The organism is Streptomyces sp. Ac-502 (assembly GCF_045222935.1).
In the GTDB taxonomy this organism is placed as follows: domain Bacteria; phylum Actinomycetota; class Actinomycetes; order Streptomycetales; family Streptomycetaceae; genus Streptomyces; species Streptomyces monomycini.
On the sequence record NZ_JBHFFO010000001.1, the window covers coordinates 1,977,766 to 1,999,742 of the forward strand.

The window sequence follows — 21,977 nt, forward strand, 5'->3', positions numbered from 1 at the left end:
GCGATGACCACGACGGCCCCGGGGCCCAGGCCCTCTTGCCGGGGCCGGGCACGGCTCTCACACTGCGGTCACGAGCATGGCGAGTGGGGGAGTGATGGCAGCACGACGACGGCGCCGGCGTATGAGGAAGCGCACGCGCAGGCAGCTGCAGGGCGGAGGGACTGCGGCGGCGGTCATCGCCGTGGTGTGGATGGCCGGGAACTGGGCGGCAGTGTGGCCCGTCCTGGTGACGGTGCTCGCCGTCTCCGTTGCGGGCGGGGCCGGCTGGTTTCTCCTGCGCGCGCACCGGCGCGCGGTCGGCCAGGACCGGCAGTGGCGGGAGCAGGACGAAGCCAAGGCACGGGAGCTGACGATGACGGAGGTCGACGCGCTCTCCTGGCAGGACTTCGAGAAGTACATCGCCGGTCTGTGCCGCCGGGACGGCTGCACGAAGGTCATTGTCAGCGGCAAGAGCGGCGACCTGGGCGCCGACGTCGTCGGCTATCTCCCCGACGGCCGCAAACTCGTGATCCAGTGCAAGAAGTACGCGCCGCACCGCAGCGTCTCTTCGCAGGACATGCAGAAGTTCGTCGGCACCGCCCGCCTTGAGCACGGCGCGGACGTCGCCCTGTTCGTCACCACCTGCCGCGCCTTCACCAGGGACGCCCTCGGCCTGGCGGTGCGCCAGGACATCGTGGCCCTGCACCGCGACCTGCTGGGATCCTGGGCCAAGGGCGCCCGCCTGGAGACGCTCATCCCGCTGAACGGCAGCGGCGGCGGCACACGACGCCCGCCCGCACCGTGAGAGGTGGCAACCATCAGCCGGGGCCGGTGGAAAGGTACTGCTGGTCGGCGTGACGTACGCGCCGCTGCTCCCGGGCACGGCGCCGGTGCTGGACAAGGCCGTGCAGCGCGCCGATGACAACGAAGGCGACGATGGTCAGGACCGACAGCCAGGCGACCGTGTCCGCCTCTGCCCAGGTACCGTCAGCAGCAGGCTCGGAACGCGCCTCGATGTACCCGGTGGCGATGACCATCACGGCGACCGTGAAGGGAATCCCAGCGGCGCTCCACAAGCCCACCAGAACCCACGGACTCCACAGCTTCCGCTCGACGGCCAGCCCGAGCCCCCTTCGCACCCCCCGCGCCTGGGCATCACTGCGGCGTGCCGCCCCCATCCCGCCACCTGGAGCCAGCGGAGCCCACAACCAGCGCTCCGGCGAGATCCTCGAGGAGGAACCGCGCACCGGGCGACACCAACCGGGCCGTCGCCATCACCGGGAAGGCCGCCACGATCAAGGCCCCAGCCAGCGCCTTCCACTTCGACGACCAGACCTGGTCGAGACCGCTGCGCCACTGTTTGACGCACCGCAGCACCGCCACGGACGCGCCCGCCCAGAACGCCGCGCACAACATCACTGCCCCCATGGAGCGGCTCCCCTCCCCCAGCCCCTTACCCCAACCGCTCACTGCGCAGCTGTCTTCGAGGTATCAGCGCAAGCGACCGAGATGGATCACGTTGACGCGGACCTGCCGGTCGCTGATCTCGTACAGCACCCGGTAGCCCCCACGTGGATGCGCAGGACGTCGGTGCTGCCGAACGCTCCCTCGGGCCTCGGGTCGGCGGCGAGGTGGTCGACGGCGGTGAAGACCTGCGCCATGCAGGCGTCACGCAGCGGCTCACCTCCGCCTGCGCGGAGAGCGCGCGACCCGTGCGACCCGTGCGGTCGGCTCGCCTCCGCCTGCACGGAGAGCATTCCTTCGCGACCTGGGGCGTTAGCGGGGTTTTGCCGTTTCGTGACGTGAGGGACGATGGTGCATGAGGTGCAATCTACCCAGCACACGGAGCAGGCTGCGGGAGGGTCCATGAGGCGCCTGCATCATGGGACGGTGCTGCCCAGCCCAGACGATCCCGGCCTGCTCCCCGCCCCATGGTGGGTGCCCGACGGCGGCCTGCACGGCCTGGAGCGGGAACTGCACCGTGAATTGCCGCCGGGCCATCCGCTGTACGGTCTCCGGGTTCGCGCGGTGGCACGGTGCGAAGCCTGCGACGACGTTCTGTTCGCTGTCATCGACCGCCCCTTCCGCTGGTCAGTGGTACATCTGACCTGGAGCGGCCGCCAAGAGCAGCCGCCCTGGCCCAGGACTACACCCCTGGTCCACCTCAACGACCTGCTCACCCAGCACTCCCCTCACGACGGCACCAGCGATTCCTGATCCGGCGAACCGCCGCAGCAAGCAGCACCGGGCACCTTCGCCCGCGCGGAGAGCACGCAGCGGCAGGGAATGACGCGCCGTCGGGGTTCTGGCGGAGCAGCTGACGCAGCGTCTGGCGGCCCAGGGCGGAGGGCTCGTGCGGCCGGCTGGACGCTCGGCCGCGAGCTGCCCCGGCGACGACGCGTGCCTGCTGTCGCCTGCAAGGAGTAGCGTGAGCGGGTCACCGTACTACCGTCTCGAATGAACCCTTCAGGTGGAAATGCCGGAGTTCTCGCAAGTAAGTAAAACCCCGCACCCCGCCGGGTAAACCACTGGTCGTGCCCTGTGGTCCCCGCGCACGCGGGGGTGGTCCCTGTATCGGCAGTTGCCCACCGGGGCAATCGCCGTGGTCCCCGCGCACGCGGGGGTGGTCCCTGGGAGACGGCAGCACCAACAGGCCCTTCCCGGTGGTCCCCGCGCACGCGGGGGTGGTCCCGGATCGCCCCAGTTGTGGCTCCAGATGACAGGGTGGTCCCCGCGCACGCGGGGATGGTCCCGGGGCGCCGAGCATCTTCCCGTGTGGAGCGAAGTGGTCCCCGCGCACGCGGGGGTGGTCCCAGGTCCTCGCGCAGGAAGATGCACTTGAGCAGGTGGTCCCCGCGCACGCGGGGGTGGTCCCCGAATCTTGCCTGTGGCATTGGATGACGTCCCGTGGTCCCCGCGCACGCGGGGGTGGTCCCGCCGCCTCCGGAGCTCCCCGGGGCCGGGCGTGGGTGGTCCCCGCGCACGCGGGGGTAGTCCCAGCCGGACCGGCAGGCCCTCACCGATGCCGTGGTGGCCCCCGCGCATGTCAGAGCAGACCCTGTTTCGTGCAGTCACGTGTGCTCTCCGCGCGCGGAGAGCACACACCGCGACGGCGCGTGTCACTCTTCCGGGTCGGCTCACCTCCGCCTGCGCGGGGGCACTTCGAGGTCCGGCCAAGGGCTACGTTTCGTGATACGAGGAACGCTGGTGCATGAGCTGCGATCTACCGGCATACGGGGCAGGCTGCGGAGGAGGCTCCGCGAGGCACCCGCCACCGTGTGACGGTGCTGCTCACCCCGGACGAGCCCGGCCAGTTCCCCGCCCCTTGGTGGGTGCCCGACGGCGGCCTGCACGACCTGGAGCGGGCGCTGCACCGCGAACTGCCGCCGGGCCACCCGCTGTACGGTGCCCGGGTTCGCGCGGCGGCACGGTGCGAAGCATGCGACGACGTCCTATTCACTGTCTCTGAGCGCTTCTGGCCTTGGGCAGTAGTACATCTGGCCTGGAACGGCCACCAGGAACTGCTGCCCTGGCCCCGGACCACACCACTGGCCGGTCTCATCGACCCGCTCACCCAGCACCGACGCCAGCGGCTCCTAAGCCTTGACGGGGCCGCGCAAAACCACGTGGTCAACTGCTCACCTCCACTTGCGCAGAGAGCCGCCCACGGCGAACCGTATGGAGACGTGCTACGGCCTGTTGTTGGTTGCCGGCGATCACATGGGCGAACGGGTCGCTGCGGTTGTCGAGGACATCGACTACGTGCGTCTCCTGATGCTGGCGCCTGACGTCACCGTGCCTGCGGCCAAGATCATCCGATGCCTGTCCGACTGGGACTGGCTGGGCCTCGCCCCGAGACCGCCACTGTCTGGCCCTGACGAGCCGGGAGCACGGGGCCGCGCCTCCGGGCTGCCGGCCCTGGGGGCCTGCGGCTCAGGGGCCGGTGACGTTCCTGACGAGGCCCCGCAGCGGGGCCACCAGCGCTGGACGGTCGCCGCGGGAGGCGGACTGCAGCAGCTCGGTGGCCACGATCAACAGGGCGGCCCGGACCAAGGACCCCGGCACCCCGATGTGCACATCGCGCCGTTCCAGCACGTCGGCGACACGATGTTCACCCGGGGCAGCAGGGTCTACCACGCCGTCACCCCCGTCACCCGCGACCGTCGCATCACGCTCGCCGTCTCGCTGTTCTGCCCGCTCCTCGGTGACCAGGACGAGAACCGGTTCTGGCACAGCGCCCCGGACGACGGGCTGGTCCGCACGCTGAACAACTGGAACGCGCTGCGGCGCGCCGTCCGCCGCCCGGCGTCCTACTGCCGCCGCGAGGGCATACCGATCCGGCCGCTCGCACGCCGTTCCGCGGCGCGCGGCTGACCCCCGCCGTTCGAGCGGCCGCGCGAGCGGGCCGCTCACCGGTTCTCCGTCACCAGCCAGCCCGCCAGGCCCCACATCGCGAAGGCGGTGACCACGTCCAGGCGCCGCCGGGTGCCGCTGCCGATCCCCGCCTTCTTCAGCCGGCCGCCGAGGGCGGCATATCCCCAGGCGCAGCAGAATTCCACCGCGATATAGGCGAGGCCCAGGGCCAGCAGCGGCGCGGTGACCCGGTGGGCGTCGTGGGACAGGAACTGCGGCAGGAAAACGGCGAACAGGATCAGCGCTTTGGGATTCGTCACCGCCACGATGAACTCCTGCCGTGCCAGCCGCCATCCCGGCTTCTTACGGGGCGCGTCCTGTTCCCCTTCGGGACTTTTTGTTTCTTCGTCGCCCGGCTCGGGTTCCGGGTGGTTCTTCGCGCGCAGTGCCGTACGCAGGGTTTGCAGCCCCAGCCACAGCAGGTAGGCCACCCCGCACCACTTGACGACGTTGAAAGCCACCGCCGACCTGGTCAGGACGGCGCCCAGCCCGGCGGCCACGGCGATCACCATCAGGGTGAACGCGGTGAACCGGCCGAGCGAGGCGCCGAGCGCCGGACGTAACCCGTGCCGGACGCCGTTGCGCAGTGCCAACAGCTGATTGGCTCCGGGCGTCGCGGCCAGCAGCAACGCGGAGGGAAAGAATGCCGTCCAGGACACATCGGAAAACATGGAGGACGTATACCCGCGCCTTCTCGCATCTCTCACCCCGGTGCTTTTGTGGTGCGCGGCGGCGCCACATTTCCTGCCGCACCGATCCGGCGTACGACGTCGTGCGCGTCGAAATCCGTGTGTTCAGCGATCAGCACCCGCCCCGAACGGACGGCACGCGGGCACCCGCGGGCGGCCTCGCGGGTGCCCGCGACGTAGCGCATCGCGGCCCGCAGCGCCGCGAGGACCCCCGTGTCGGCGTCTTCCACGACCACGCACGCTTCCGCTGGAAACGACAGCCGCCGTGCGGCCTCCAGGAAAACGGCCGGATCCGGCTTCTCCCTGGGGACGTCCTCGGCCGAGACGCATACGGTGAAGAGCCGGTCCAGACGGCCGGAAACCAGCGCCGCGCCGATCACCTGGGGCGAGGAGCCCGACGCCACCGCCAGCGGCACACCGGCTTCGTGCAGCAGTTCGGCGAGGTGCACCGTCCCCCGGTGCAGCGGCACCGAGCGCCGTATCCCGGCGAGGTACAGCCGGTTGCCCAGTTCCAGCAGCTCGTCGGCTCCGGCCGCCACCGGGCGCGTCGCCACGACGCGCTGCCACATCTCCCGCATGCCCACCCCGACGAACTCCGCGTGGTCGGCGGCGGTGAAGTGGTGGGACCCGAGGTGGGCGAGGGCCTGTTGCTCCGCCGCGAGGTACGCGCGCCCGCTGTCGACCAGGGTGCCGTCCAGGTCGAAGATCACTGCCGCTGGGGAGTCCGGCGTCATCGGCATCGTGCCGCCTTCCGTGTCGGCGTCATCAGCGTGGTGCCGCCTTCCCTGTCGGTGTCCGCGGCCGGGCCGCTGTTCCGCGTATGCCCGCGCGGGCGCCGTCGCCCGGCCAGGTCCGCGCCACCGCCGACAGATTGGCGTGAACATGCTGGTCGGTGCGGGGACCAGGTCAGCTCCAGGCGCACCTGGCCGGGATCGTCCCACGGGACGACGACGGGCCTGGTCAGCTCCAGGTTCTCCGCCTCGCAGGCGGCGTCGAGGACCCGCCGCCCGGCCGCCGGCGCCATTTCCACGTAGCCGGACGCGGGCAGGATGACCGCGCCCGCGACGCGGTGGTCCGCCAGCCACGGGACGAGGGGCGGCTGCACCGGGCCGGTCCAGGTCGGTTCGCAGTGGGCCGTGCGCACGCCCAGCAAGGGGTGGTCGTACGTGCCGATGTCGCCGGACCAGGTGTGGCGCTCGCCGTTCCAGTGCCGCTCGCGCTGCCAGGGATAGGCGGGCAGCCGGGCGACCCGACCCGGCTGCGGGAAGTGCGCGCGCCAGTCGATACGGGCTCCCGCGGCGATCAGGTGGGCCGTCGCGTCCCGCATCCGCCGTACGCCGTCGCCGTCGTTGTCGCCACCGCTGTCCCCGTCGCCGTCGTCAGCGCGGAAGAGCGTCGGCACGACGGCCACCGGGGCGGGCGAAGCCGCCACCGTACGCCTCAGGTACGGGCGGACGACCGGGTGCGGTCCGATGTCGACGAAGACGTCGAAGCCCTCGTCCCGCCGGGCGGTCACCGCCGGTGCGAACTGGACGGTGTCGCGCACATTGCGCCACCAGTAGGCGGCGTCCAGTTCCCGGCCCGTCACCGGCCGCCCGGTCACCGCGGAGACCATCGGGACGGTGCCGTCCCGCGGCCGCAGCCCGGCCAGGTCGGCGAGCAGTCGGCCACGGACGGGATCCATCGCGCGGCTGTGGAACGCGTAGTCCAGGTCGAGCAGGACGCAGGCCACGCCCTGGCCGGTGCAGTACTCCACCAGGTCCCGTACGGCCGCGACCGGACCGGCCACCGTCACGTCGCGCGCGGTGTTCACACAGGCGAGCTCCACCTGCGGGTAGCGCTCCAGCAGTTCCTGGACCTACCCGAGGGGCAGGGTGAGCGCCGCCATCCGGCCCGCGCCCGCGGTGGCGGCCTGGGCCCGGCCGCGAGCGGCGATGATGCGCGCCGCGTCCGCCAGGGTCAGGGCTCCCGCCGTTTGCGCCGCCGCGATCTCGCCGACGCTGTGCCCGAGCACGGCGGCCGGTTCGACGCCCTGGCGGCGCAGCATCGCCGTCAAGGCGACCTGGAGAGCGAACATCAGCGGCTGGGCGATCTCGGTCCGTGCCAGCCGCCACCGGCCGGCCGGCCGCTCCAGTTCACTGCGTACGGACCAGCCCAGCTCGCCCGCCAGGGCGGCGTCCGCGGCGGCGAACGCGCGGCGGAACGTCGCGTCCTCGCGCAGCAGGTCGGCGCCCATGCCCGCCCATTGGGCCCCGTTGCCGGAGAAGACGAAGACCGGACGCCCGTCGCGGACCGCTTCGGCCCGGCGCGCCGGTGGCGGGGCCGGGTGCGGGGGCGGCTGGGGAGGAGGCGACTGGGGCGGGGTCGGCTGGAACGGGTCCGGCGGCGGGTCCGAAGCGACGGTCTTCTCAACGGGGCGCCCAGCCTCCGAAGACTCGGAGGACTCGGAAGATTCAGAGGACTCAGAGGACTCGGAAGGCTCGGACGCCCCGGCCAACCGAGCCGACAACGCCGCCGCCTCCCCCGGCGAAGCAGCCAGCACCGCCGCCCGCCGGGGATGCCCGCCGCGCCGCTCGCTCATGGTCCACGCCAGGTCGTGGAACGTTTCCGCGTCGGCGGCCGACAGGTGCCGCGCCGTTCGCCGCAGTGCTTCGTCGAGGGCGGCCGCGGAACGCGCCGAGACCACCACGGGCAGCGGCCCCGCAGTCGGTGGGGCGCTCTTCGTGACGGCCCGGGCGGCGGGGCCTGGTGCCAGGATCGCGTGCGCGTGGGCGCCGCCGAACCCGAAGGAGTTGACACCGACCACCGACCGTTCGCCGATACCGACCGGGCAGGCACGGTCCACCAGGCGCAGCCGCAGCCGGTCGAAGTCGATGTGCGGACTGCGGGCGCCCGCGTGCAGCGACGCCGGGATGACGCCGTGCCGGAGCACCAGCAGGGCCTTGAGCAGCCCGGCCATGCCCGAAGCCGGTTCCAGGTGGCCGATGTTGGTCTTCACCGAACCGATCGGCAGGGCGCCCGTGGTGCGGTGGACGCCCAGCGCCTGTCCGATCGCCTCGGCCTCGACGGGGTCCCCCACCGGCGTGCCCGTACCGTGCGCCTCCAGGTAGGCGATGTCGTCCGCGGTCAGCCCGGCGCGGGCGTAGACATCCGCCAGCAGGGCCCGTTGCGCTTCCATGCGGGGCAGGGCCAGCCCGGGTGTGCGCCCGTCGCTGTTGGCGGCGCAGTCGACGACGCCCGCGTCCACCCGGTCCCCGCCTTCGGCCCGTACGTAGCCGTCGGCGTCCGCCGAGAAGGAGCGGCACCGTCCGCTGGGCGAGAGCATCGACGCCTGCGAGAAGCCCACGAAGTGCTGTGGGCTGAGCAGCAGGTTGACGCCGCCGACCAGGGCGGTGCGGCTGGTGCCGTCCCGCAGGGCCCGGCACGCCTCCGCCAGCGCCACCAGCGACGACGAACAGGCCGCATCGATGATCATGCTGGGGCCGTGCAGGTCGAGGAAGTGCGAGAGCCGGTTGGCGGCGATCGACGACGCGACCCCGGACATGGTGTACGCGTTGACGTGCTCCGGCACCATCATCCGCAGCGCGCCGTAGGAGTGGTCCGACACTCCCACGTACACGGCCGTGTCCGTTCCCGCCAGCGCGGCGGGGGCCACCCCGGCGTCGTCGCAGGCTTCGACGGCCAGCTCCAGCAGCAGCCGGTGCTGGGGGTCCATCTGCGCCGCTTCTTTCGGGGAGATGCCGAAATAGGCGGCGTCGAAACCGCTGACGTCCGCCAGGAAGCCGCCGGCCTTGGTGTAGCTCTTTCCGGGCCGCGGCATGGCCGGGTCGACGAACCGTGCCACCTCGAAGCGGGTTTCCGGGACCTCCGTCACCTGGTCCGCGCCGGCCGACAGGGCGGCCCAGAGACCGTCGAGGTCGGTGATGCCGCCGGCAGGCGGCAGGCCGTCCCGACGACCGCGATGTCCCGGTCGGGGGACGGGACCTTGGTGGAGTTGACTGACATGTGCCTCTCGCTGCGCGGAAATGCGAGGACGGCACGGTCCCGTGGCCGGACAGCGAGAGGGCCCGTCGCGTGCCGGGTCCCCGCTGGGCTTCTTCGGCCGACGTCAGCGCATCCTGACCAGCACGCCACCGCAGCACAAGCGGCGGTAACCCTAACGGGCTACACCGACTGTGCGGCACAACATATTTTCGGATTGCCTGCCAGGATCACCGGCCGCGGCGGCGTTCGCGCGGTTTTCCGTGATTACCGCGCCGCCGAAATATCATCACGCCGGGCCGTCACCTGTTCGCCGTGGGCTCGTTGAGCCGTGACATCTCGTTCTCAGGGAACCGGAATGAGGTCCCGTTGCGCCGGTCTTTCTCCGCCGTCTTCCTGGTGATTGCCCTGACCGTACTCAGGAAGGCGCAGGACGTGCGGGTGTGGTGGCAGGCGCGGCGGGCTCGGCGGGCACGTCCTGCGCACCGGCGCGAACACCGCGGCAGGTGCACAGAATCAGCGCACGAGTCCAGCACCGGGCCGGGACAAAAATGAGCTTGTCATGTCTTCCGATGTGACACCGCGCGCTATTCTTCGGGTACTTGCCGTGCGGCAAGGTCACGAGGTGTCGGTGTGAGGCACAGGTGTGCGCGCCTTTGAGGCAGGGTCCACAGCTCCGTCGTGCCCTGCGCCTGGGGTCCGGTAAGTGGAACGAGGTCGGGGCATGACTGCAGAGACGGCGAGCGGCAACGCGCGTCCGGTGTCGCGGACGAGGCCGGGGCGTACGGGAGGAAGAGTCGGCGAGCCGGAGCTGCGGCAGTTGCTCGCGGGGCTGACGGCCGTACGCGACGGGAACTTCGGGACGCGTCTTCCGGAGGAGGACGACGGGCTGCTCGGCGAGATCGCGACCGTCTTCAACGGCATGGTCGACCAGCTGTCCCAGTTCACCTCGGAAGTGACCCGGGTGGCACGTGAGGTCGGCAGCGAGGGCCGGCTCGGCGGCCAGGCCGAGGTCCCGGGGGTCTCCGGCACCTGGGCCGATCTGACCGACTCGGTGAACGTCATGGCCGGCAACCTGACCACCCAGGTACGCGACATCGCGCAGGTGGCCACCGCGGTCGCCCGGGGCGACCTGTCGCAGAAGATCGACGTCGACGCGCAGGGCGAGATCCTGGAGCTGAAGAACACCGTCAACACGATGGTCGACCAGCTCTCCGCCTTCGCCGACGAAGTCACCCGCGTCGCCCGCGAGGTCGGCAGCGAGGGGCGGCTCGGCGGGCAGGCTCAGGTGCCCGGGGTGGGCGGGACCTGGCGGGACCTGACCGACTCGGTCAACTTCATGGCCGGAAACCTCACGTCCCAGGTGCGCAACATCGCTCAGGTGACCACGGCGGTCGCCCGGGGCGACCTGTCGCAGAAGATCACCGTGGACGCCCGCGGCGAGATCCTGGAACTGAAGACGACCATCAACACGATGGTCGACCAGCTCTCCGCCTTCGCCGACGAAGTCACCCGCGTCGCCCGGGAAGTCGGCACCGAAGGCCGGCTCGGCGGGCAGGCTCAGGTGCCCGGGGTGGGCGGCACCTGGCGGGACCTGACCGACTCGGTCAACTTCATGGCCGGAAACCTCACGTCCCAGGTGCGTTCGATCGCGGCGGTCGCGACCTCGGTGGCCCAGGGCGACCTGTCGCAGAAGATCACCGTGGACGCCCGCGGCGAGATCCTGAAGCTGAAGAACACCATCAACACGATGGTCGACCAGCTCTCCGCCTTCGCCGACGAAGTCACCCGCGTCGCACGCGAGGTCGGCACCGAAGGCCGGCTCGGCGGCCAGGCCGACGTCAAGGGCGTCTCCGGTACGTGGAAGGACCTGACCGAGTCCGTCAACGTGATGGCGGACAACCTCACGGCGCAGGTGCGCTCCATCGCCGAGGTCACCACCGCCGTGGCGCAGGGCGACCTGTCGCAGAAGATCCGGGTGGACGCCCGGGGCGAGATCCTGGAGCTGAAGAGCACCATCAACACGATGGTCGACCAGCTGTCGGCCTTCGCCGACGAGGTGACGCGGGTGGCCCGCGAGGTCGGCACCGAAGGCAATCTCGGCGGGCAGGCCACCGTACGGGGCGTGTCGGGCACCTGGAAGGACCTGACCGACAACGTCAACGTGATGGCGTCCAACCTGACCGGCCAGGTGCGTTCGATCGCCCAGGTGGCCGCCGCGGTCGCCAAGGGCGACCTGTCGCAGAAGATCATGGTGGAGGCGAAGGGCGAGGTCGCCGCGCTGGCCGGCGTGATCAACACGATGGTCGACACGCTGTCCGCCTTCGCCGACGAGGTGACGCGGGTGGCCCGCGAGGTCGGCACCGAAGGGATGCTCGGCGGCCAGGCCCGCGTACCGAACGTCGCCGGTACGTGGAAGGACCTGACCGACAACGTCAACTCGATGGCCAACAACCTGACCGGCCAGGTGCGCAACATCGCCCAGGTCACCACGGCCGTGGCCAACGGTGACCTGTCCAAGAAGATCGACGTCGATGCCCGCGGCGAGATCCTGGAACTGAAGACGACCATCAACACGATGGTCGACCAGCTGTCCTCCTTCGCCTCCGAAGTCACCCGCGTGGCACGCGAGGTCGGCAGCGAGGGGCGGCTCGGCGGCCAGGCCGAGGTCGAGGGCGTGTCGGGCACCTGGAAGCGCCTGACGGAGAACGTCAACGAGCTGGCCGGCAACCTCACCCGGCAGGTACGGGCCATCGCCGAGGTGACCAGCGCGGTCGCCGAGGGCGACCTGACCCGCTCCATCACGGTGGACGCCTCCGGCGAGGTCGCCGAGCTGAAGGACAACATCAACTCCATGGTGCGGTCCCTGCGCGAGACCACCCGCGCCAACCAGGAACAGGACTGGCTCAAGAGCAACCTGGCCCGCATCTCCGGGCTGATGCAGGGCCACCGGGACCTCGCGGTCGTCGCCGAGCTGGTCATGGACGAACTGACGCCGCTCGTCTCGGCCCAGTACGGCGCCTTCTACCTGGCCGAGGAGAACGGGCAGGGCACCGTGCTCCGGCTCGTCGGCGCCTACGGCCGGCCCGCCGACAGCGCGGGGCACGACCGCTTCGGGCTGGGCGAGTCCCTGGTCGGCCAGGCCGCCCGCAGCCGCCGGACGATCGTCGCCGACGGCGTGCCGGCCGACTACATCAGCATCTCCTGCGGCCTGGGACAGACGGCGCCGGGCAGTCTGATCGTGCTGCCGATCATCGTCGAGGACCAGATCCTCGGCGTCATCGAGCTGGCGTCCTTCACCCTCTTCACACCGGTGCACCAGGACTTCCTCGAACAGCTCATGGAAATGGTGGGCGTCAACGTCAACACCATCGTCGCCAACGCCCGTACCGACGAGCTGCTGGGCGAGTCGCAGCGGCTGGCCGGGGAGCTGCAGGCCCGCTCCGGGGAGCTGACCCGGCAGCAGGAGGAGCTTCAGCGTTCCAACGCCGAGCTGGAGGAGAAGGCGGAGCTGCTCGCCTCGCAGAACCGCGACATCGAGACCAAGAACCTGGAGATCGAGCAGGCGCGGCAGGAGCTGGAGGACCGGGCGCGGCAGCTGTCGCTGGCGTCGAAGTACAAGTCGGAGTTCCTGGCCAACATGAGCCACGAGCTGCGGACGCCGCTCAACAGCCTGCTCATCCTGGCGCAGTTGCTGGCGCAGAACCCGACGCGCAACCTCACGCCCAAGCAGGTCGAGTACGCGGGCATCATCCACTCGGCGGGCTCGGACCTGCTCCAGCTCATCAACGACATCCTCGACCTGTCGAAGGTCGAGGCGGGCAAGATGGACATCACCCCGGAGCGGGTGGCACTGCGGCAGCTCCTGGACTACGTCGAGGCGACGTTCCGGCCGCTGACCACGCAGAAGAGCCTCGATTTCAGCATCAGCGCCGCGGCCGGGGTGCCGGTGGACCTGCTGACCGACGACGCGCGGCTGCGTCAGGTCCTGCGCAACCTGCTGTCCAACGCGGTCAAGTTCACCGAGCAGGGCAGCGTCGAGCTGCGGATCGAGCCCGCCGCCGACCGGGAGCTGCCCGACACCGTCCTGCGCGGCGGCCCCGTGGTCGCCTTCCGGGTCCAGGACACCGGTATCGGCATCGCCGAGCAGCAGCTGGACGTGATCTTCGGGGCGTTCCAGCAGGCGGACGGCACCACCAGCCGCAAGTACGGGGGCACCGGCCTCGGACTGTCCATCAGCCGGGAGATCGCGCACCTCCTGGGCGGTGCCGTGACCGCCGAGAGCACGCCCGGGCAGGGCAGCGCCTTCACCCTCTATCTGCCGGTCGCGCGCGCCGACTTCCAGGAGCAGACCGGCGCGGTCCCTGCCCTGGAGGCGGCGGCGGACGCGCGGGACGAGGCGCGCGAGAGCCAGGCGCGCACCCCCGTCGCGGCCCCCGCGCAGCCGCGCCGGCTGCTGGTGATCGAGGAGCGGGCCCGCGGGCTGCTCTCCCATGTGGCCGACAGCGCGGTCGCCGAGTTCGCCGGCGGCCAGGATCTGGGCGACCGTCAGGAGAACATCGAGGTCGTCTCCGCGGTCGGTGCCCAGGAAGCCGCCGGGGCGCTGGCCGCCGGGCCGTTTCCACTGCGTGGTGCTCGACCTGGACATGACCGACGGCGAGGCGCTGCGGTTCCTCGACGCGATGGACGGAGACGCGGCCGTACGGACCGTCGCCGTCCTCGCGCACAACAGCAGGCGCCTGGAGGCGGAGCAGGAACGCGTCCTACAGGCGCGCGCCAGCACCCAGCCGCTGGAGCTGCTCTCAAGCCTCGACGAGCTGCGGGAGCGCATCGCCCTGCACCTGTCGGCCGAGCAGCCCGGTGACGTCCTGCCGCTGGTGCGGCCGGAGGAACCCGTACAGCAGGCTCCCCAGCCCGTCGACGACAGCCTCAGCGGCCGTACGGTCCTCGTCGTCGACGACGACGCCCGCAACCTGTACGCGCTCAGCAGCATCCTCGAACTGCACGGCCTGACCGTCCGCCACGCGGAGGACGGGCGCAAGGGGATCGAGATGCTGATCGAGCATCCGGACATCGACCTGATCCTGATGGACGTGATGATGCCCGAGATGGACGGCTACACCGCGACCGCGCGGATCCGGCAGATGCCGGCCCACGCCCATCTGCCCATCATCGCCGTCACGGCCAAGGCCATGCCCGGGGACCGGGAGAAGAGCCTCGCCTCCGGCGCCACCGACTACGTCACCAAGCCGGTGGACACCAACGATCTGATCGCCTGTGTCCGCAGGTGGCTGACCTCCTGAGGGAGGTGTCCGGACGGCCGGGCACCTCCTCGACCCGCTCACGGAACGCACCTCTCGCTTCGAAGAATCGACAGCATCATGAGCACTTATGAGCACGTCGGCACTCCGTCCGGGGACGACGTCTCGCCGGGGTCCGGGTCCGGCCGGGACCAGGTACCGCCGGTGTCCGCCGACGCCCTGCCCCCGCAGGCGTCGCCGGCGGCCGACCCCGCCCCGGCAGGCGCCCGGCCCGGTCGGATATCCGCCGTCGGCCGCCTGGCCGCCACGGTCGAGCGGCTGCGCAGCGAAGTCCAGGCGGCGCACGCGGCGGCCGACGGGCGTGCCCTGATCGAACTCGCCAAGGGCGTCCTGATCGAGCGGCTGCGCTGCGGGCCGGCCCAGGCGGTCCGGCAGCTCGCCGAGCTCGCGGAGCAGGCCGGTGTCTCCCAGCTGGAGCTGGCCGTGGACATCATCAACCAGGCGGCCCACGACCGCGTGGCGGACATCGCCGACGCCTTCCTGCGGCGCACCCGGACCGGGCGGGACGGGACGGATCCGGCCGTCGCGGTGCGGCTGCGGACGGCCGAGAGCGCCGCACTGGCCGCCGACGACACCCAGGCCGTCGCCGACTCTCTGTTGCAGCACGCGCTGGCTCCGCTGGGCGCGACGGCCGTCGCCATCTGGGCGGCGGGCTCGGACATGTCACTGACCCTGGCCGGCCACGCGGGGTTCCCCGCCGACGAGGCGGTGCGCTGGCGCTACGTACCTCCCGGAGTGGTCACCGTCGCCCGCCAGGCGCTGACCGAACGGGACACCGTCCGGTACGTCTCCCTGGCCGAGGCAGGCATCCCGTCGATCGGCCACACCCACCACCCGCACGGCGGCCGGGTGGCGCTGCCCGCCGGCACCGGCGGCCGTATCCACGGTGTCCTGGAGATCTGCTGGCAGCAGCCGCTCCCCGCGCAGCCGCCCGTGATCATGCGCCAGATCGAGGCGCTGGCCCAGCTGTGCGCCCACACCCTCGAAGACACCCCGGCCCCTCAGGGGCACGGCCCGTCCGCCGCCCGGCACTCCCCCGCCGTGGCCGAGCTGGTGGACCTGGCGGACGGCCTCCACGACCCGGCGCTCGTCCTCACCCCGCATCTCGGGACCGACGGTCACCTGACCGACTTCCGCATCCACCACGTCAACGACCGCTTCATGGACCCGGCGGGCCGCCCCCGCGGTTTCGTCAACGGCGCGCTGCTGCTGGAGGCGTACCCGATGGCCGCCGACGAGAGCGAACTCTTCGACAAGGTCCAGCGCGTCTACGCCACCGGAGAGCCCTTCCGCGCCCGGCGGACGACCCTGACCGCGCTGGTGGACCAGGTGCCGCTGGCCGCCGTCGCCGACATCAGCGTCAGCCGGCACGGGAACAGCGTGCTGCTCATCTGGCGTATCGAGGACGAGACCGCCCGGCTCGCCAGCCTCCTCCAGCACGCCCAGCGCCTCGGCCGTATCGGCGGCTTCGAGGAGAACCTGCTGACCGGTGAGATCACCTGGAACAGGCAGCTCTTCGCCCTCTACGGCCGGCCGGCCACCGACACCCCCGTGTCCCTGCACGACCTGGCCGCCCACGCGCACCCGGACGACAGCATCGCCATCGGCCGCTTCCAGCGCGCCGTGCTGCACCACCGGCGCCCGGCCTCGGCCGCCTTCCGCCTGCGGCGGCCCGACGGCGTCACCCGGCACATCCGGGTGATCGCCGAGCCGGTCCTCGACGCCGACGGCAGGCTGCTGTCCGTCCGCGGCGCCTACCAGGACATCTCCTCCCAGCACTGGACCGAGGTGGCGCTCGCCGCCACCCGCGACCAGCTCGCCCACACCGAGCAGCAGTCCGCCGAGCGCAACCGCCTCGCGCTCCAGCTCCAGCAGGCCATCATGCCGCCGAGCCGCGGCCCCATGCGCGCTCCCGGCCTGCAGATCGCCGTACGCTACCGGCCCGCGGAGACCGAGTCCCTGGTGGGCGGCGACTGGTACGACGCCGTCGTCCTGCCCTCCCGGCGCGTCCTGCTGTGCGTCGGTGACATCGCGGGGCACGGCATCGAGGCCGCCACCGGCATGGTGGTGCTGCGCAACGCCCTGCGCGGCCTCGCCGTCACCGGAGCCGGCCCGGGCCAACTGCTGTCCTGGCTGAACATCGTGGCCCACCACCTCACCGACCAGGTGTCCGCCACGGCCGTCTGCGGCGTGTACGACCCCGGGACCCGCACCCTGCGCTGGGCGCGGGCCGGGCATCTGCCGCCGGTGCTGGTCCGCGGTCACGAGGCGAGCAGGCTGCCGCTGGTCCGCGGGCTGCTCCTGGGAGCGCTTCCGGAAGCCACGTACGAGGAGACGGTGCTCCAGCTGGAGGCAGACGACACCCTGCTGATGTACACGGACGGCCTGGTCGAGCGGCGGGACACCGCCATCCACGAGTCGCTGGCCCAGCTGCTCGCCACCGCGCAGGCCCCCGCGGCCTCTCTGGAGCACCGGCTCGACCGCCTGCTGACCCACAGCAAGTCCGACACGGACGACGACACCTGCCTCATCGGCGTACAAGTGGTCTGAGGCGGTTCCGGCGTGGCGCGGGTCGACCCACCCCGTCGGCCGGGGCGGGCCGGTCCGCGCTGTCACACCCCTTCGACGGCCGGCAGGCCGAACTGGGCCTCCAGGGTCCGGAAGAGGACTTGCCAGGTCTTGAACTCGATGTTGGTGTGCAGGGCGATCGTCTGTGCGCCGTCGGGCGTGCCGACGACGGCGAAGTGGGAGCCCTGCATGCTGCCGCCCAGGCCGCGGAGTGTGTGGCCGCCGGTCACCGCGGGGTCCAGTTCGAACACGCCCAGGCCGTACGCGGCGTGCGGCATCCAGTGGCCGCCCTCGGTGGAGACCAGGGACCACATCGCGCGGTGCTGGGGTTCCGGCAGCAGGCTGCCGGAGACGAAGGCGTCGCACACCTTGATCATCTCGCTGGTCGTGGAGATGACGTTGCCGGCCGACCAGGCCCAGGAGCTGTTGTACTCGGTGGTGTCCAGGAGCGGCAGGCCGGGTTCCTCGAACATCGACTCCCAGTTCTCCGCGGTGACGTCGGCGGGGTCGACGCCGTCCTTCAGGAACAGGCTGGAGTACGCCCGCGGGTGCGGCTCCGGGTAGCCGGTCTCGTCGGCGGGGCGCACATAGGTGTGGGTCAGGCCGCGGGGATCGGCGATGGTGCGGGCGACCTCTTCCGCGTAGGTGTTGCCGGTGACCTTCTCGGTGATCATGCCGGCGAGGTAGAAGCCGCCGTTGGAGTAGGCGAAGGCGGTGCCCGGTTCGTGGATGGGAGGCCGGGACACCGTCAGCGCCAGCAGTTCGTCCACGGCCCAGGAGTCGAAGCGGTGCTCGGCGAACGTGGAGCGGGTGGCGTAGCGCTCCGACAGTTCGGGCGCGAGCCCGGTGATGAACAGACCGCCGGTGTTGCTGAGCAACTGCCTGATGGTGATCTTGTTGCCGTCGTAGCCGTTCACATCCAGCGCGCCGGGAAGCCACTTCTCGACCGTGTCCTCGATGCTCAGCCGGCCCTCGACCTCCAGCTGGAGCACCGTGGCGGCCGTGAACGCCTTGGCGGCGCTGCCGACGTGCAGGTGCTCGCCCTCCTGGCGCGGACGGCCGGACTCGATGTCCGCGACGCCGGCCGATCCGAACCAGGTCCCGTCCGCGTCGCGGACCTCGGCGACGATGCCGGGCACGTCCACCTCGGCCACCAGCCGGTCGAGCACCTGCTGGACCTGCTCGCGCCGGATGTTCACGGAGTGCGTCATGTCGGTTCCTTCTCCGCGGGCGCCGCGGTCCCCTCCTGGGGCCCGGCTGTCCGCCCGCTTCTCGGTACGGGGAAGACGGTGCCGCCCGGCGATGACAGGGCTCTGGCCGTCCGCTGACAGCGCGTCCGGGCGGCTGTCAGGGGCTGTCAGCCGCTGTCGGTCACCGACCGCAGGCGGTCGAGCGCCTCCTGCCGCGGCGTGGCGGCGCCCAGGCCGTACGCCGCGCGGCCGAGCCGCCGCACGAGTTCGGCGGCGAGTTCGCGCAGCTCGGGGTCGCCCTCGCCGAAGGCGCCCCGGACGGCCCGGCTGGTGCCGAGCGCGGTGGCCGCGCCCGTCGTGTCTCCCTCCGCCAGCAGCAACTTGACCAGTTGCTGCGCCGCCTGCGCGACGTCCCGGTGCGCGAAGGCAGCCTGTACGGCCCTGGGCAGCAGCTCCCGTGCCCGTACGGCGTCGCCGGCCGCCAAGAAGTTCGCCAACCGCGCGGGCACGGCCCAGTCCGCCACCGCCTCGTCGGGCAGGCAGGCCGCACGGCCGATCGCCACCGTCCGGTCCAGTTGACGGTCGGCCTCGTGCAGTTCCCCGGCGCGGCGGTGTGCCGTCGGCGGTGTTCGCCGTGCGGGCTTTCCGGCGCGCGGGGTTGCTTGCCTCGAATCACTGGAAGCCCGGGACCGAATCTCTGAGGAAACGTTCACGCACAGCATTCGATCGCCGGTTCTCGCGTAACCACTGTTCACCCGGCGGCCTTTCGGCAATGCTGGTCCGGCCGTGGCTTTTCAGGCAGCGCGCCACCTCGGGGGAAACGTGTTCTACAAACGCGAAGTGATCAATGTCCAGGTCAGCCGACGGGTCCTGTGGGTCGGCGCCGCGGCGTACCCGTTGCACAACATCGCCTGTGTGACGACGGTCAAGCTGAAGCCCAGGCTTTGGCTGATCCTCAAGCGCGTGGGGCCCTGGGGCTTCGCCGCGTGCGCCGCGTTCATGGCCGTACTGCTGTTCAGCAGCGGCGGGCGCGTCGCTCTCGTCGAGCTCGTCGCCCCGCCCGTGCTCGCCGGCGTGGCCGTGCTGGTCGTCTCCGTCCTCGTACGGCTGATCATGGCAGCGACGCGGAGCGGGCTGCACCGGCTCAACATCGAGACGGCGGGCGCGCCGTACGCCGTACTGACGAGTCCCGACAAGAATCTGGTGGCCCAGATATCGCACGCGATCACGGATGCGATCGACAATCCGCAGGCGGAGTTCCAATTCCAGGTGGAGAACTTCCATGTCGGTGACACCATCAAGCAGTTCGGCAATCAGAACACGGGCAAGGTGACCCGATGAGTGAATCCCCGCACTTCGGCGACAAGATATTCCAGACTGGCAACGGCAATACGGGCAAGGTGCAGGGACCGGTGACGTACGGCAATGTCGTGGGGTCGTCACTGGCCTGGGGTGACGGCTCGGAGAACTCCGCCCGTACGGACGGGCGGAAGGTCGCCCCGGAATTCGAGGCCCTGATCGAAGCCGTCGCCGACACTCTGCGCCAGTTGCGTTCCCTGGCCGTCGCGGAAGAGGTCCTGGACGATGCCGCGGCCATCGAAGCGGCCATCCTAGACGAGGCCGGCCGGGACCGTCCGGACCGCGGCGCGGTACGGCGCGCGGTGGCGGCGCTCAAGGGGTACCTGGCCCCGATCGCCGCCGGAGCGGTAGCGGCCGGGGCCGCCGCGGGCGGTGACGAGACGGCGCGGGTGCTGATCGAGCGCCTCGGTGGTGCGTTCTGAGGACGTTGCGGACGTGCCGCGCCGGGGGCCCACCAGGTGCGCCGGTGCGCGTCAGAGCAGGTTCGTGAGCACCGTCGCCAGTTCGCCCGGATCCTGTGGACCGACGTGCGGCGCATCCAGGGTGACGACGTCGAAGGGGTGGTGCGGGGCGAGCGCGTCGGCCTCGGCGATCATGCGGTCCTGGAGGGCCGGCGGAATGGCGCGGTCCGCGCTGAAACGTACGTAGGTCCGCGGCACGCTGCCCCATGTCCCGGCGTCGCAGCGGGCGTCGGACCGGCCGATGGCGGCGGTCTCGTCCGGCTCGTAGGAGTTCAGCAGGGCGAGGAACGCGGCCTCCGGGTAGCTCGCCGCGTACGCCGCGCGTACCGCCGCCTGGGCCCGCCGGTCGGCGGTGCGCCAGTTGACCCGCATGACGCCCAGCTCCTCCGGCGTCTCCACGGCCGGCATCTCCGACAACAGGCTCTCCTGTCCCTCCGGCGTCTTCATGACGTAGTCGACGGCGGAGGGAGCGTCACGCAGCAGAAGGCCGAGACGTAGACCAGGCGCGCCAGCAGCTCGGGCACCGCGTTGCCGACCCGGTTGAGGGTGACGCCGCCCTGGCTCGTACCGACCAGCACGACCGGGCCGTACGGGTGAACGCGGCGCACCACGTCCACCACACGATCGGTGTAGTCGTCCAGGGTGATCGCCCCCAGCGGGGACGGTACGGTGCGCAACGCGTCCAGATCCTGCGGGGCCTGGTAGCACTGCGGGAAGAACGCCTCCGGGCCGTGGCCGGGGAGGTCCACGGCGAGGGCCCGGTGGCCACGCAGGGCCAGCTCCCGTACGACTCCCGCCCAGTCTGCGGACGAGCCGTTGCCGCCGTGGACCAGGACGAACGTCGGTACGCCGGCGTCGCGGGACTGTGGCATGGCGGACCTCCCGGTACGCGGGGCGCCTGCACGCGCGGGGCAGGCCGGCCAGGAGCCGCCTGTCGCGCCCACCCTACGTTCGCGCGTCCGCGCCCGCTTCCGGAGGCCACCTCACGGGCGCGGACGGCTGCCCGTACGGCGCTTCCTCAGCCCCCGCACACTCCGTCGCAGTTCTGCTGCCACAGCCACCCGCAGCCCGATGCCTGCGGGGTGCAGGGCACGGAGTTGCCGCAGGAGCTGCAACCGCTGGCCCCCTTGTGGCAGTCGCAGTTCATCAGCAGGCGGGAGCCCTCGGAGGCGGCGGGGGCGGACGACTCGGCCGGGCCGAGCACCCCGAGCGCGGCGAACGACACGTCGGGGCCCAGGACCGCCACCGACTCTTCCCGCAGCCGTTCGGCGTCCGCCGCCGACCAGGTGCCGGTCCCGGCGAAGAGGGCCGGGACCGCCGCGGCAACCTTCTCCAGCATCGCCGTCCGCGGCCCGGACAGCTCGGGGTGTGCCGCCCGGTACCGCTGTACGTGCTCCAGCCACAGGCCGGCCTTCGCGCGGTCCGGGATACGGGCGTACACGGCCCTGCGCTGCGGCATCGGCAGCGCGGTCACTTCGCGGTAGCCGGTGGGGAGCCGTTCGAGCCCGGCGGCCCATTCCTCGGCGCCGGCAGCCGTCATCCGGCGCCCGGGCGAGGCCATGGCCGGGGCGGCGAGACCGCCGGAGACGAGGAACGCGCCCAGCGCCAGGCCCGGCACGGCCTTGAGCAGCCTGCGCCGGTCGCCGTGCACGAGCACGTCGGTCCGGTTCAGGGCCCGCACCACCCGCAGGGAGCCGACCGGCCCCAGCAGGCGGCACAGCCGTACCGACAGCGCCGGGCCCGTCCACGCCCGTACCCGGTCACCCTCCACGGCCAGCAGCGTGGGGACGAACGGCGGGTCGTCGCCCAGCGCCTGGCGCCGCAGGGCGCGTACGGGTGCGTCCCCGAGCCCCACCATCGTCAGCCGGTCGTCCACCAGGCCGCCGATCTCCCCGGCCACCTCGCTGCACGTGCCACAGCCCGCGTCGAACGCCAATAACCACTCCGTCATGGCCACTCCCCTGCTCGCACCGGCACTGCCGCCCGATGCATACCCGGCTTCCCCGCACACCAGCC

19 protein-coding genes, 1 pseudogene and 1 CRISPR repeat array are annotated in these 21,977 nt (G+C 71.7%); of the genes and pseudogenes, 8 read left to right on the forward strand and 12 right to left on the reverse strand.

Annotated features, from left to right (window positions below):
• The first annotated feature begins 121 nt into the window (after positions 1-121).
• A complete protein-coding gene (locus ACEXOX_RS08930; protein ID WP_406519868.1) occupies positions 122-784 on the forward strand; it encodes a restriction endonuclease in 663 nt (220 codons plus the stop codon).
• A gap of 13 nt (positions 785-797) precedes the next feature.
• On the opposite strand, the gene ACEXOX_RS08935 is transcribed toward ACEXOX_RS08930, so the two are convergent.
• The 3 genes from ACEXOX_RS08935 to ACEXOX_RS08945 all read right to left on the reverse strand — a co-directional run bounded on the left by ACEXOX_RS08935 (position 798) and on the right by ACEXOX_RS08945 (position 1,640).
• On the reverse strand, positions 798-1,016 hold the full coding sequence (locus tag ACEXOX_RS08935; RefSeq protein WP_406519869.1) for a hypothetical protein: 219 nt from the start codon (positions 1,014-1,016) through the stop codon (positions 798-800).
• 118 nt (positions 1,017-1,134) lie between these two features.
• Positions 1,135-1,407: a hypothetical protein gene (locus ACEXOX_RS08940; RefSeq protein WP_406519870.1), complete on the reverse strand. Its 273-nt coding sequence runs from the start codon at positions 1,405-1,407 to the stop codon at positions 1,135-1,137.
• A gap of 86 nt (positions 1,408-1,493) precedes the next feature.
• Positions 1,494-1,640 (reverse strand): hypothetical protein, encoded by a 147-nt coding sequence (locus ACEXOX_RS08945; RefSeq protein ID WP_406519871.1) that lies wholly within the window; start codon positions 1,638-1,640, stop codon positions 1,494-1,496.
• A 229-nt stretch (positions 1,641-1,869) separates the two neighbouring features.
• Between ACEXOX_RS08945 and ACEXOX_RS08950 the strand changes: the two genes are divergently transcribed.
• Complete coding sequence (locus tag ACEXOX_RS08950) at positions 1,870-2,196, forward strand: hypothetical protein (RefSeq protein WP_406519872.1); 327 nt, start codon at positions 1,870-1,872, stop codon at positions 2,194-2,196.
• A gap of 324 nt (positions 2,197-2,520) precedes the next feature.
• Positions 2,521-2,977: a CRISPR direct-repeat array (repeat unit 29 nt; unit sequence GTGGTCCCCGCGCACGCGGGGGTGGTCCC).
• 680 nt (positions 2,978-3,657) lie between these two features.
• Positions 3,658-4,353 (forward strand): hypothetical protein, encoded by a 696-nt coding sequence (locus ACEXOX_RS08955; RefSeq protein ID WP_406519873.1) that lies wholly within the window; start codon positions 3,658-3,660, stop codon positions 4,351-4,353.
• Between the two features lie 35 nt (positions 4,354-4,388).
• Here ACEXOX_RS08955 and ACEXOX_RS08960 read toward each other — a convergent pair whose 3' ends face one another.
• The 4 genes and pseudogenes from ACEXOX_RS08960 to ACEXOX_RS08975 all read right to left on the reverse strand — a co-directional run.
• A complete protein-coding gene (locus ACEXOX_RS08960; RefSeq protein ID WP_406519874.1) occupies positions 4,389-5,063 on the reverse strand; it encodes a LysE family translocator in 675 nt (224 codons plus the stop codon).
• A 32-nt stretch (positions 5,064-5,095) separates the two neighbouring features.
• Entirely contained in the window at positions 5,096-5,821 is a 726-nt protein-coding gene (locus tag ACEXOX_RS08965; RefSeq protein WP_406519875.1) for an HAD family hydrolase, read from the reverse strand.
• Entirely contained in the window at positions 5,812-6,408 is a 597-nt protein-coding gene (locus ACEXOX_RS08970) for a hypothetical protein (protein WP_406526269.1), read from the reverse strand. The genes ACEXOX_RS08965 and ACEXOX_RS08970 overlap by 10 nt, the downstream gene beginning before the upstream one ends.
• Before the next feature lie 117 nt (positions 6,409-6,525).
• A pseudogene (locus tag ACEXOX_RS08975) lies at positions 6,526-8,955 on the reverse strand (type I polyketide synthase); the annotation flags it as partial.
• Between the two features lie 831 nt (positions 8,956-9,786).
• On the opposite strand from ACEXOX_RS08975, the gene ACEXOX_RS08980 reads away from it, so the two are divergent.
• From ACEXOX_RS08980 to ACEXOX_RS08990, 3 genes are all read left to right on the forward strand, one after another.
• Entirely contained in the window at positions 9,787-13,926 is a 4,140-nt protein-coding gene (locus ACEXOX_RS08980) for a HAMP domain-containing protein (protein WP_406519876.1), read from the forward strand.
• 13 nt (positions 13,927-13,939) lie between these two features.
• On the forward strand, positions 13,940-14,365 hold the full coding sequence (locus tag ACEXOX_RS08985) for a response regulator (RefSeq protein WP_406526270.1): 426 nt from the start codon (positions 13,940-13,942) through the stop codon (positions 14,363-14,365).
• Positions 14,366-14,443: 78 nt separating this feature from the next.
• Complete coding sequence (locus tag ACEXOX_RS08990) at positions 14,444-16,933, forward strand: SpoIIE family protein phosphatase (protein WP_406519877.1); 2,490 nt, start codon at positions 14,444-14,446, stop codon at positions 16,931-16,933.
• 62 nt (positions 16,934-16,995) lie between these two features.
• On the opposite strand, the gene ACEXOX_RS08995 is transcribed toward ACEXOX_RS08990, so the two are convergent.
• Positions 16,996-18,162 carry a serine hydrolase domain-containing protein gene (locus ACEXOX_RS08995; RefSeq protein ID WP_406519878.1) on the reverse strand — a complete coding sequence of 389 codons (1,167 nt, stop codon included), beginning with the start codon at positions 18,160-18,162 and terminating at the stop codon, positions 16,996-16,998.
• A 146-nt stretch (positions 18,163-18,308) separates the two neighbouring features.
• Positions 18,309-18,704: a hypothetical protein gene (locus tag ACEXOX_RS09000; RefSeq protein WP_406519879.1), complete on the reverse strand. Its 396-nt coding sequence runs from the start codon at positions 18,702-18,704 to the stop codon at positions 18,309-18,311.
• Positions 18,705-18,981: 277 nt separating this feature from the next.
• Between ACEXOX_RS09000 and ACEXOX_RS09005 the strand changes: the two genes are divergently transcribed.
• A complete protein-coding gene (locus ACEXOX_RS09005; protein ID WP_406519880.1) occupies positions 18,982-19,482 on the forward strand; it encodes a DUF6232 family protein in 501 nt (166 codons plus the stop codon).
• Entirely contained in the window at positions 19,479-19,922 is a 444-nt protein-coding gene (locus ACEXOX_RS09010; protein ID WP_406519881.1) for a hypothetical protein, read from the forward strand. The genes ACEXOX_RS09005 and ACEXOX_RS09010 overlap by 4 nt, the downstream gene beginning before the upstream one ends.
• A gap of 51 nt (positions 19,923-19,973) precedes the next feature.
• Here ACEXOX_RS09010 and ACEXOX_RS09015 read toward each other — a convergent pair whose 3' ends face one another.
• The 3 genes from ACEXOX_RS09015 to ACEXOX_RS09025 form a co-directional block, all read right to left on the reverse strand.
• Positions 19,974-20,408 carry a hypothetical protein gene (locus tag ACEXOX_RS09015; RefSeq protein WP_406519882.1) on the reverse strand — a complete coding sequence of 145 codons (435 nt, stop codon included), beginning with the start codon at positions 20,406-20,408 and terminating at the stop codon, positions 19,974-19,976.
• On the reverse strand, positions 20,405-20,833 hold the full coding sequence (locus ACEXOX_RS09020) for an alpha/beta fold hydrolase (RefSeq protein ID WP_406519883.1): 429 nt from the start codon (positions 20,831-20,833) through the stop codon (positions 20,405-20,407). Before ACEXOX_RS09020 ends, ACEXOX_RS09015 begins: the two co-directional genes overlap by 4 nt.
• A 146-nt stretch (positions 20,834-20,979) precedes the next feature.
• Complete coding sequence (locus ACEXOX_RS09025) at positions 20,980-21,912, reverse strand: bacteriocin fulvocin C-related protein (RefSeq protein WP_406519884.1); 933 nt, start codon at positions 21,910-21,912, stop codon at positions 20,980-20,982.
• Between the last annotated feature and the right edge of the window lie 65 nt (positions 21,913-21,977).

Excerpts from the sequence above, each read along its gene's own strand:
- ACEXOX_RS08990 (WP_406519877.1), top strand. The coding sequence starts at position 14,444 with ATGAGCACTTATGAGCACGTCGGCACTCCGTCCGGGGACGACGTCTCG.
- ACEXOX_RS08980 (WP_406519876.1), top strand. The coding sequence starts at position 9,787 with ATGACTGCAGAGACGGCGAGCGGCAACGCGCGTCCGGTGTCGCGGACG.
- ACEXOX_RS09020 (WP_406519883.1), bottom strand. The coding sequence starts at position 20,833 with ATGCCACAGTCCCGCGACGCCGGCGTACCGACGTTCGTCCTGGTCCAC.
- ACEXOX_RS09015 (WP_406519882.1), bottom strand. The coding sequence starts at position 20,408 with ATGAAGACGCCGGAGGGACAGGAGAGCCTGTTGTCGGAGATGCCGGCC.
- ACEXOX_RS08965 (WP_406519875.1), bottom strand. The coding sequence starts at position 5,821 with ATGCCGATGACGCCGGACTCCCCAGCGGCAGTGATCTTCGACCTGGAC.
- ACEXOX_RS08945 (WP_406519871.1), bottom strand. The coding sequence starts at position 1,640 with ATGGCGCAGGTCTTCACCGCCGTCGACCACCTCGCCGCCGACCCGAGG.
- ACEXOX_RS08935 (WP_406519869.1), bottom strand. The coding sequence starts at position 1,016 with ATGGTCATCGCCACCGGGTACATCGAGGCGCGTTCCGAGCCTGCTGCT.
- ACEXOX_RS08940 (WP_406519870.1), bottom strand. The coding sequence starts at position 1,407 with ATGGGGGCAGTGATGTTGTGCGCGGCGTTCTGGGCGGGCGCGTCCGTG.
- ACEXOX_RS09025 (WP_406519884.1), bottom strand. The coding sequence starts at position 21,912 with ATGACGGAGTGGTTATTGGCGTTCGACGCGGGCTGTGGCACGTGCAGC.
- ACEXOX_RS08955 (WP_406519873.1), top strand. The coding sequence starts at position 3,658 with ATGGAGACGTGCTACGGCCTGTTGTTGGTTGCCGGCGATCACATGGGC.
- ACEXOX_RS08970 (WP_406526269.1), bottom strand. The coding sequence starts at position 6,408 with ATGCGGGACGCGACGGCCCACCTGATCGCCGCGGGAGCCCGTATCGAC.
- ACEXOX_RS08995 (WP_406519878.1), bottom strand. The coding sequence starts at position 18,162 with ATGACGCACTCCGTGAACATCCGGCGCGAGCAGGTCCAGCAGGTGCTC.
- ACEXOX_RS09010 (WP_406519881.1), top strand. The coding sequence starts at position 19,479 with ATGAGTGAATCCCCGCACTTCGGCGACAAGATATTCCAGACTGGCAAC.
- ACEXOX_RS08960 (WP_406519874.1), bottom strand. The coding sequence starts at position 5,063 with ATGTTTTCCGATGTGTCCTGGACGGCATTCTTTCCCTCCGCGTTGCTG.
- ACEXOX_RS08930 (WP_406519868.1), top strand. The coding sequence starts at position 122 with ATGAGGAAGCGCACGCGCAGGCAGCTGCAGGGCGGAGGGACTGCGGCG.